General features: G+C 55.8%; 10 protein-coding genes. 4 read left to right on the forward strand and 6 right to left on the reverse strand.

Annotated features, from left to right (window positions below; translation table 11 throughout):
* Window positions 1–107 precede the first annotated feature (107 nt).
* A complete protein-coding gene (gltS, locus tag ACED88_RS09980) occupies window positions 108–1,331 on the reverse strand; it encodes a sodium/glutamate symporter (RefSeq protein WP_449107896.1) in 1,224 nt (407 codons plus the stop codon).
* Between the two features lie 315 nt (window positions 1,332–1,646).
* Here gltS and ACED88_RS09985 point away from each other — a divergent pair, with 315 nt between their 5' ends.
* From ACED88_RS09985 to ald, 4 genes are all read left to right on the forward strand, one after another.
* Window positions 1,647–2,858 carry a Fic family protein gene (locus ACED88_RS09985; protein WP_431464493.1) on the forward strand — a complete coding sequence of 404 codons (1,212 nt, stop codon included), beginning with the start codon at window positions 1,647–1,649 and terminating at the stop codon, window positions 2,856–2,858.
* A gap of 41 nt (window positions 2,859–2,899) precedes the next feature.
* On the forward strand, window positions 2,900–3,316 hold the full coding sequence (locus ACED88_RS09990; RefSeq protein ID WP_135012220.1) for a DUF3151 domain-containing protein: 417 nt from the start codon (window positions 2,900–2,902) through the stop codon (window positions 3,314–3,316).
* Between the two features lie 180 nt (window positions 3,317–3,496).
* Window positions 3,497–4,468, forward strand: a complete 972-nt coding sequence (locus ACED88_RS09995; RefSeq protein ID WP_449107897.1) for an Abi family protein — start codon at window positions 3,497–3,499, stop codon at window positions 4,466–4,468.
* Between the two features lie 175 nt (window positions 4,469–4,643).
* Window positions 4,644–5,732 (forward strand): alanine dehydrogenase, encoded by a 1,089-nt coding sequence (gene ald / locus ACED88_RS10000; RefSeq protein WP_449109497.1) that lies wholly within the window; start codon window positions 4,644–4,646, stop codon window positions 5,730–5,732.
* Window positions 5,733–5,831: 99 nt separating this feature from the next.
* On the opposite strand, the gene ACED88_RS10005 is transcribed toward ald, so the two are convergent.
* From ACED88_RS10005 to ACED88_RS10025, 5 genes are all read right to left on the reverse strand, one after another.
* A complete protein-coding gene (locus tag ACED88_RS10005; protein ID WP_449109498.1) occupies window positions 5,832–6,242 on the reverse strand; it encodes a hypothetical protein in 411 nt (136 codons plus the stop codon).
* Window positions 6,235–6,660, reverse strand: coding sequence for a hypothetical protein (locus ACED88_RS10010; RefSeq protein WP_449109499.1), 426 nt, complete (start codon window positions 6,658–6,660; stop codon window positions 6,235–6,237). The genes ACED88_RS10005 and ACED88_RS10010 overlap by 8 nt, the downstream gene beginning before the upstream one ends.
* Window positions 6,661–6,727: 67 nt before the next feature.
* Window positions 6,728–7,150, reverse strand: coding sequence for a hypothetical protein (locus ACED88_RS10015; protein ID WP_449109500.1), 423 nt, complete (start codon window positions 7,148–7,150; stop codon window positions 6,728–6,730).
* A 349-nt stretch (window positions 7,151–7,499) separates the two neighbouring features.
* Window positions 7,500–8,279, reverse strand: coding sequence for a hypothetical protein (locus tag ACED88_RS10020; RefSeq protein ID WP_449109501.1), 780 nt, complete (start codon window positions 8,277–8,279; stop codon window positions 7,500–7,502).
* Window positions 8,280–8,477: 198 nt separating this feature from the next.
* A complete protein-coding gene (locus ACED88_RS10025) occupies window positions 8,478–9,170 on the reverse strand; it encodes a DUF6318 family protein (RefSeq protein WP_449109502.1) in 693 nt (230 codons plus the stop codon).
* Between the last annotated feature and the right edge of the window lie 287 nt (window positions 9,171–9,457).

Consider the following 9,457-nt stretch of genomic DNA (forward strand, 5'->3'; position numbering starts at 1 on the left):
GCTAGCCTAGAGCAAAGGCGCCGGACGCTCCCGCTTGTGCGGGTGCGTCCGGCGCCTTTGTGCTGTGGTGGTGAATGTGCCCCGTGATGTGCGGACGCCGGTCCCGGCTAGACGATGGACAGGAAGGTCATGATGTTCACCAGGTTGGTGAAGTCGATGAACATGCCGCCGACGATGGGCAGGATGAAGAAGGCCAGCTTGGAGGCCTTGTATTTGGTGACCAGGGAAGCCATGTTGGCGATGCCGTTGGGGGTTGCGCCCATGCCGAAGCCGCAGTGGCCGGCGGTGAGGATAGCTGCGTCGTAGTCTGCGCCCATGGCACGGAAGGTAACGAAGTTAGCCCATACCCACATGAGTGCAATCTGGGCTAGCAGGAGCACGATGAGCGGGATAGCCAGCTCGGCCAGCTGCCAGAGCTGAATATTCATGAGGGCCATCGCCAAAAAGACGTTGAGGCCGATGTTGCCCAGTACCTCGACCTCCTGCTCGGGGACGAGCTCGTGGTATTCCTTGGAGTTGCGGCGGTCGCTGATGTAGCGCAGGGCGATGGCGATGATCATGGGGCCCATGTAGCTGGGGAAGGCGGCGCGGTCGGTGAGCTGGCCGACCAGGTAGTTGAGGGCTTCGGTCAGGTAGCTACCGATGAACATGGCGACCAGGATCATGATGAAGCCGTGCAGGATGCTGTCGGCGTCGAGCTTGCGGGGGCGTACGGTCAGCAGGGCCGTATTGATGTTGACCTGGTGGGAGGGTTCCTTCTCGAGCAGGTTGTGCTTGATGATTAGGCGGTTGGCGACGGGGCCACCCATGAGTGAGCCGGCGATGAGGCCGAAGGTTGCGGCGGTGTAGGCGACGGTTTCTGCACCGGTGACGCCGGAGGCTTCAACGAGCGGGGCGATACCACCGGAAACACCGTGGCCGCCGGTCATGGGGGTGGAGCCGGTCATGAGCGCCAGGGCCGGGTCGACGTTGACCACGGGGGCGACCAGGACGGCCACGATGTTCTGCGCGATACAGAGACCCGTTGCGACCAGCAGGAAGAGGCCTACCTTTGAGCCGGCTGACTTGAGCACCTTGAGCGAGGCACCGTATCCGACCGAGGTGAAGAAGATGACCATGAAGAAGCTCTGCAGGGTGGTGTCGAACTTGATGGTCAATACCCCGGTCTGGTTGAGTACCAGGTTGACCAGGGAGAAGAGGAAGCCGCCGATGACGGGCGAGGGGATGGCGAACCGCTGGAAGAAGTAGAAGCGGTTCTTAATCCACATACCGAGCAGCAGCAGCATTACTGCCCAGCCGGCGGACTGAACCATGGTGAGTTCAAGCGTCATAGGAGTCTCTCTGTATCTATGTGATCGTGTGTGTTTTCCACTTCGTCGGCGAAGTTGACCTCTCACACTATACGGGACACCTCGGTGTGGTGCGGCTGGGTTTTCGTCACAGCGGGGTGCGCGGACGCCTGCCGTCGGCAGGCATGGGAGTAGCTGGTGGGCGGCGCGAGGCTTAAATACAAAAAAGGGTGTTTTTGGGAGTTAGAGGCGTTTGGTTGTGGTTCTATCTCCCAAAATGGGGTGTTTTTGGGAGATAGAGTGGCATAGGATTGCCTGTAACTACCAAAAAGATGAGATTTTGGGAGATAGGGGAGCATGAAAAAATACCGGAGCCTCAAATCTATTTTTCACCAGTTCGACCGGCAGACCGCTGAAAGGTTCGCGCAGGAACGCCGCGATATGGGGTACGAAACCAGCTTTGTTCTGGGCGACCACACTCTGTTTTACACAGTGACCCCCCAGCTGCTCCTTCTGCAGGAACAGATCCTGCTGAATGAGAGAACTCTTGAGGAACTTGCCGCTAGTCTTCCCGCGACTGCTCGGGCAAGTTACCTGTATGAGCTCATCACCCAGGAAATTTCAGCGACGAACGAGATTGAGGGCGTGCGGTCAACCAGGCAGGAGATCCAGGAGGCCCTCGACGCTGAACCCTCTGATAACAAGAAGTTTAGAGAGATTGCTCGGCTCTATCTTGAGCTATCGCAGGGCAAGGTTGACGTTCCGCATACCCTGGAAGAAGTACGAGCTACCTACGACCGCCTTTTTGGGTCAGAGATCGCTGATGAAGACCGCCCTGATGGCAGGCTTTTTAGGGCTGGTCCTGTCTTTGTGCATGATGGGGCAGGCAAAATTATTCATACTGGTGCTCGCGACGAAGAGGCACTTGAACAGCAGCTACGGGCTATGTTTGACCATCTTGAGAACACCGAGGTGCCCTTTCTTCCTTCTAGAGCTGTCTCGCACTTTATGTTTGAGGCGGCCCACCCCTTCTATGACGGCAATGGACGCTTCGGGCGTTTTTTCTTAAGCGCCCAGCTGCAGGAGGTTCTCTCTACCTACACGGTGCTTGCCCTCTCGCACCTTATAAAGCAGAAAAAAGAGGAATACCACAGGGCTTTTACCGAAGCTGAGGAGCCGCTTAATTATGGTGAAGTCACACTATTTGCCCATGTAATACTTGGGTTCATACGTGACGCACAGCTTGAACTCATTGATGATTTTGAGGCAAAGAAACAGATGATGCAGTTGCTGCATGAGCGTGTCGACGGGCTTAAGTCAGGCGAGTCTGAGCTGTCGGCTGGCGCGCTTGATGCGCTGTTTATTCTGGGTCAGGCTCATCTTTTCAGCGGGGGCCGCGGAATTGAATGGAGCGATTTAGCGCAGATTCTTGGGAAGTCGCGAAATACGGTTCGGGCCTATCTTGTTGAAGTGGAACAAGAAAGACTGGTTGAGCGCACCTCGTCCCGTCCCCTGCGCGTGCGGTTGAGTGAGGCAGGCAAGGCCCTCCTTTTCCCCGGGCACGCGTAGACTTTTTGTAGTTACAAGAATTTGAGTTGAATGGAGTACCCATGTCACTTGCCGGTAAGAACCTGCTAGATGGCCCCGCCCCCACCCTGCTGCCTGAAGAGCCTGAGCTGACGGCCCGCGTCCGCGCCGGTGAAGCTCCTGCCGACCTTGCGCAGGCCTTCCCCAAGTCGTCGCTGGCCTGGGCCCTGCTGGCTGAAGAAACCCTGAGCGCCGGTAGGACTCTTGAAGCCTACGCCTATGCGCGCGTGGGCTACCACCGCGGTCTGGACGCCCTGCGCGGCAATGGTTGGCGCGGGCACGGCCCGATTCCGGTGAGCCATGAACCGAACCGGGGTTTCTTGAAGGCCCTGCTGATTCTGGGTCAGACCGCAGCAGCGATCGGTGAGACGGATGAGGCTGAGCGTATTGAGAAGTTCCTGAACGACTCCGACCCGGCTGCCGCCGCCGAGCTGGCCTAGGTTGTATCTAGGTTCTCCAGTGGCTCTAGATGTTGAGTAGATTACCTTGAGCAGGCTCAACACTTGAGCAGAAATCGGGTAGACTATAGAGCAACATTCATCCCCGTTGCGTACGGTCCTTTGTGACTGGCTGATCCGTTAGCCGTGTACGCTACGGGGATTTTTCTATAAAATTTAGACATGATTCTGCCTTCAGACCTGGCACCAAAACACCCTCCGCAACGTACCAAACCATGGCTTGATATAGACCAACAGGTAGCCAAACTAGAGATGCGTGGGTTGCCTTTAGACGATTCTCAGCGGGTTCTTTTGGCCAACTTCCTTGCGCACCAGAACTACTACCGTTTCAGCGGTTACTTTAAGCAGTTTATGGAACCTGCTCCGGCTGATGAGTTCAAGCCGGGAACGACTCTCGAACAGCTTCTGACGGTCTACTCGCTTGATGATCAGATGCGGCTACTGGTTTTTCGTGGTGTGCAGGTGATTGAACCAATTATTAGAACACGGGTAGCCTTTCGCCTGGCAGAAGGGGCAAAGAACGGGCCTACCCGCTATCTTTTGAGAAGTGCATACGAGCCCTCCCGCCCTAGTAACCTGCCGCCTCGTGGAATGCCCTTAGATGCTTGGCAGGCTAAACACGCGGGTCTTACTCGCAGCCGTGAATCTTTGATGAGAAGCATTGAAGACACCCTGAATCGCGAGGAGCTGTATCTTCAACACTTCGTGAATCAGGGGCAGCAGGTTCCTTTGTGGGCAATGGTTGAGGCGATGTCTCTCGGGGATCTCTCAAAGATGGTGAGCACCTGGAAAGATACCAACCAGATACAGCGTCTGATGGATGATTTAGGGTTTACACGAGCTGAGGAACTACGTCGAGCTATTGGTAACGTAAATTTCTTTCGGAACCTAGCTGCTCACCACAACCGATTGTGGGGTAGGCGTCTTACTCGTCCTGTTGCAAAGTCACCGTGGAAAGGAGCAACAGGTTTAGAGTATTCGGGATTACCGGTGGAAGCTCCCGCTCATATTCTGCGTCTGTTGTCTGATTGGGTGGACCATATTCAAGGAGACCAGACGTACTCAACTGAGCTATGGCAGCTTGTCAGTAGCGATGCAACATATGAAGAAGGAATGCTTTTCCCCTCTCTATAGATGCCTTCAAATCTTCGACCCGGCTGCCGCCGCCGAGCTGGCCTAGCCCCTGACCGCCCCAGATTTTCTTAGAAATATGAGGAAAATTTGGGGCGGGTTGTTTTTGTTCAACAAAAGGGCGTAGGCTGATTAACGCAACAGTTTTCAACGACGAAAATGAATGGGAGACCCCCTCATGCGCATTGGCGTACCCCGCGAAATCAAGCCCCAGGAACAGCGCGTTGGCCTCACCCCCGACGGCGTGCTGGCTCTTGTTCAGGCTGGCCACGAAGTACTGATTGAGAAGGACGCCGGGCTCGGCGCAGGCTTCTCCAACGAGGAATACGAGAAGGCAGGCGCTACCCTGGTCAGCCAGGACGAGGCCTGGAACCAGGCTGAACTGCTGGTGAAGGTCAAAGAGCCGATTGAATCCGAGTACAAGTACCTGCGTGAGGATCTGACCCTTTTCACTTACCTGCACCTGGCCGCTGACAAGCCCCTGACCGAAGCTCTGCTGGCTGCTAAGACCCGCGGTATTGCGTACGAGACTGTGCGTAACGGCCGTGCCCTGCCCCTGCTGCTTCCCATGAGTGAGGTTGCGGGCCGTCTGGCTGCTCAGGCTGCGACCCAGTACACCATGGCTACCGAGGGTGGTCAGGGTATTCTGCTGGGTGGCGTGCCCGGTGTTGCCCCCGGCCGCGTGGTGGTTCTGGGTGGCGGTAACGTGGGTACCCACGCCGCTAAGCTGGCTGTTGGTGCTGGCGCTGAGGTGACTATTCTTGAGGGTTACGGCCCCCGTGTGCGTGAACTGTCTGACCTGTTTGGGTCTACTGCGCGCGTGCTGAACTCCACTCCCGCGAATATTGAGCGTGAAATCGCTGAGGCCGATGTGGTGATCGGTTCGATTCTGGTTCCTGGCGCTAAGGCTCCTAAGGTTGTGCGCCGTGAGCACCTGAAGACCATGAAGCCCGGTACCCTGCTGATTGACGTTGCGATTGACCAGGGCGGTTGCTTCGAGACTTCCCGCCCCACCACCTATGCTGACCCGATTTTTGAGGTGGACGGCATCCGTCACTACTGCGTTGCTAACATGCCCGGTGCTGTGCCCCGCACTTCGACTATTGCCCTGACCGACGCCACCTTGCCCTACGTGCTGAAGCTGGCTGCTGGTGTAGATGAGGCTCTAGCTAACAACCCCGATCTGGCCCTGGGCCTGAATACCGATGCTGGCAAGATTACTTTCCCCGGCGTTGCTGAGGCCTTCCCCGAGCTGCCTGCCGCATAGGCGTTAGACGCAGCTTAAGGGTGCGGACGCCCGCCCCACCTTCCTGCCCTGTGGCAGGGGAGTGGGGGCGGGCGTCCTTGTGTGTTTCTAATGGGGTCTTTATTTTGTGGAGACGTGCTTACCCTCGTATCTGGGAAGTACCGGCATAGCCCAGCGGAAGAGCGCGAAAGCGACCAGCCCGGTGATGGCCTGGTTGGCGACTGCGCCGGGGACGCTCTGTGCGAAGGGCTCGGGGAGGAGAACCTCGTGAACCAGAATGGTGGTGCCGACTAGCAGGGCAATGATGAGAAGTGATGCTCCGAGAGAAATGAGTGCGGGTTTAACCGGTGTGAAGGTCCTTGGTAACGGCATGAGGTTAAGCCCGATATAGACAAGGAGGACGTTAGCCATTCTGAACCAGATACTGTCGACGTGATCCACCCAGGCTATAAGGCTAAACCCGAAGGCTGCTAGCAACGATGGCCAAACTGGCGCCCCGAAGACTAGGCGCTTGGTTGTGGAGCTAGTCATGAGTGGTTCTCTCGATGGGGTGGTAGCCGGTCATGACCCAACGGCTAAATGTGAAAGCCAGGGCGATAATGGCAATTAGGCGCCAGGTCTCCTGCGCATTGCCATTAATTGCGGGCTCTAAAAGAGCAATGATGGCAATCATATAAATCAGATTGCTCGCTATCTTGTAGCTGGGTTTGATGTCGGAGGGGGCAGTCTGCGCGGGCTGGCGCGCAAACACGAAACTGTACGTCATGACGCAACCGAGCCCCACAAACATTAGCGGGTAAAGCTCGTACAGGATAGCGGCTGCCACGAATGATGCTCCTATGGTGTAGAGCAGGGTTGGTGCCCAGCGGTTGCCGATACGTTCCTCGTGGGTGTAGGGCGCGGACGCCTGCTGCACGGCCGGGCGGGACTGGGTGGTCTGTTCGGTCATGGGAATCTCCTCCTTGAGATTTCTACCATTGTAGAACTGTAGGTTCTAGTCATGCTAGAGTTGCCTGCTATTTGTTGTTGGGTATGACGGGTTTGCTCTTATGAATCCAGGGCATCGCGAACCGGGCCGCCAGGGTGAGGGCGCCAAAGCTGCTGATGAGGGTTGCAATGTTTGACCAGGTGTCTATTTCTGGCTCGGTGAGAATAAGCCATATCAGGGTAAAGAACCAGATGACAAGAGTTACGAGGAAGAGAACGGTGTAGCTGGTGCGGGTGTATGTTTCGATACGGTCATATTTGAGTTTGGACTGGTCTTGCGTGTACCAGATGGGGATGAATATGAGCGGGAAGAGCCCAGCTAAGTAGCCGTGTCTTGCAAGTATGACGGCGAGCATGCCTGTGTATATGGCTGCGAGCAGAAGGGAAGGCTTCCAGGGTGCTCCATTGGCCTGGTAGCCAACTTTTTCGGCGGTCTGTAAGGGTGTTGTCATGACGGTAACCTCCTTGTTGTCTGCCTACTCCACCCAATTATATCATTGCTTACTATTTGGGAGGATAGAGAAAAGGTCGCAACCTTCTGGTTGCGACCTTTTCTCATACACACATTTCTTTCGCACCTATCCCTCACGGGAGGAGCTACAGAGGTTACACACATTTCTCTGAAAGAGGTGACTCATCGTCACGGTGAGATTCTCAGTCTCTTGAGGTGGTGAGGTTTTCTCTCCTCGTCCTCATGTCTTTAACTATGGCACCCTAACCTTTGAGCTCAATTCGGGGAACCTGTGCGAAACCTAAGAAAATACTTTTCTGGTGAAGTTTCTGTGCTGGCTGGTGGCGGAACTAGCCGGTGGTGCAGCCCCAGGCGTCCGTACCTGTAGTGCAGTCCTCGGCAACCAGGCCAACCTGTGTGCGCCAGACTCGCACCAGCTGAGGGTCGCTGGTACGGCTGACTGTACCGTCGATGACCTGCCAGGGCCCGCCATCGACTGAGTATTCACCGCGGTAGGTGGTGGTCAGGGCGAAGTAGTAGTCGCCGGGGTCTGTGTAGCGGTGGGAGGTGTCGGTGGGCTGGTCCCAGACGTCCGTGCCGAGCTGGTAGCCGGGGTAGGCAATTGGCCCGAGGGCGGCGCCGTCCCCGTAGTCGAAGGTGTAGGAGATGGGGGTTGCGCGAAGTACGACGTTTTGGCCGTTAATGGTGCGCGTGAATTCTTGGGGGTTGGGGTCGGCCCAGAAGTTGGTGTTGTAGTTTTTGAGGGTGTGGGGCGCGCGTTCTTGCTGGGGTGTGGCGGCTGCGATGGGGAAGGTATCGAAGTCATGGGTTGTGAGGATGACGCGGACGGTGCGTAGCACGGTTTGCCCGTTTTCTTCGGCGAGTTCTAGGCCGGCGGCTTCGAGGTCCGCTGGGTCGAGGGTGATGCAGCCAAGGCTGCGTCCCTGGGGGAGGGCGTAGGGGGAGTCGCGGCCGGCGCCCCAGTCGGACGGTACGAGCCCGAGTGTGCCGACGTTGCCGTCGTTGGTGAGGCAGTAGGAGCCTTCTTGAATGCTGGCGCCACGCTGAACGGGTGCTTTGCCGGGGACGTCGGGCTTGTCGAAGTAGATGAGGTTGACGGCGGCAGGCATATCGCTTCCGTAGCTTTTGGATTCACTAACTTTCGGCGAGTTGTTTGCTCCTTCGACATTTTCGAGAAAGGAGCTCTTCACGGAGTCGACTGAAAAGCCATCTTTTGTTGTGCTACCTCTATTATCTGCGAATGCTGCAGTGCTGGATAGCAGAGAAAATATTGCTACTGAAGCGATAGATCTCCGTACAATCTTCACTTAATTCACAACCTCTGCTGATTCAACTATCCAGCGATTGTTGGATGCATTGTAGTAGAGACGAATCTCGATTCCGTTATAAATAAAATCTGAGCTATCTTTATATGTCGCCTCACCTTGGTACCAAAGTACCGAGTCTTTAACGTCGAAATTGCTACCGATGGAATACTTGCCTTCGCCATGTGATATCAATAGATTGCTGTTGCTGATAACTTCTCGTGTGCCGCCAACGACCCAACCACCTGATTTGTAGATTTCGTCTAGAGAATCATAGAAGTCCATTTCTGACACCCATGAATCATTAATCAGACTTCGAACGCTTGCTGTATCTCCAGTTTGAATTGCATAGTTCCGCATATCATTCCAGTAGTCGATGAAGAGGAGCATGGCTTCTGTGCTTTCGACGTTCATGCCCTCCGGAGCTACGGGCTTCGGTACGTTCTGGGCTGGGCCGTGTTCGTCAGCGGCGCGGTATTCGCCTTCGGGTGCTTTAGAGCCGCCTGAGTAGTTAGTTTCTTCGGTGCTGGCTGTTTCTTCTGCGCTACTTGCGCTGCCGGACGCTACCTCAGATACGGCGGCACTGGTGCTGCTGTCAGGTTCCGGTACTGAACCTGTGGCTTGAGCTCCGCAACCGGTGAAAGCTAGTAGTGCGATGGCGGTGAAGGCTAGGCGACGGGTGGATGCACTCTTCATAAGTCTCTCCTGGTGACATCTTTGTGACTAGGTCTTATGTGTGTTTATAGTGCTGGGTTTGTGCCATGGCAAGGGTTTTCCTGCTCTTGCCTGGTTTTTGACAGCAGATTACGCCTGGTGCGGTAAGTTATCCACAGGTTCCAGTATCTGACGTGGGCTAATAGGCCTACAGGTAGAGCTGCGGAAAGTATTAAAGCTGATTCCGTTGTTTGAGGCTTATTCATAAGGGGTGTCCCGCAGCCAAAAACAGCAACCCCCGCACCACCGAAAACACCCGCCGGTACACC

This window comes from Rothia sp. 11273D007AR, from assembly GCF_053547255.1.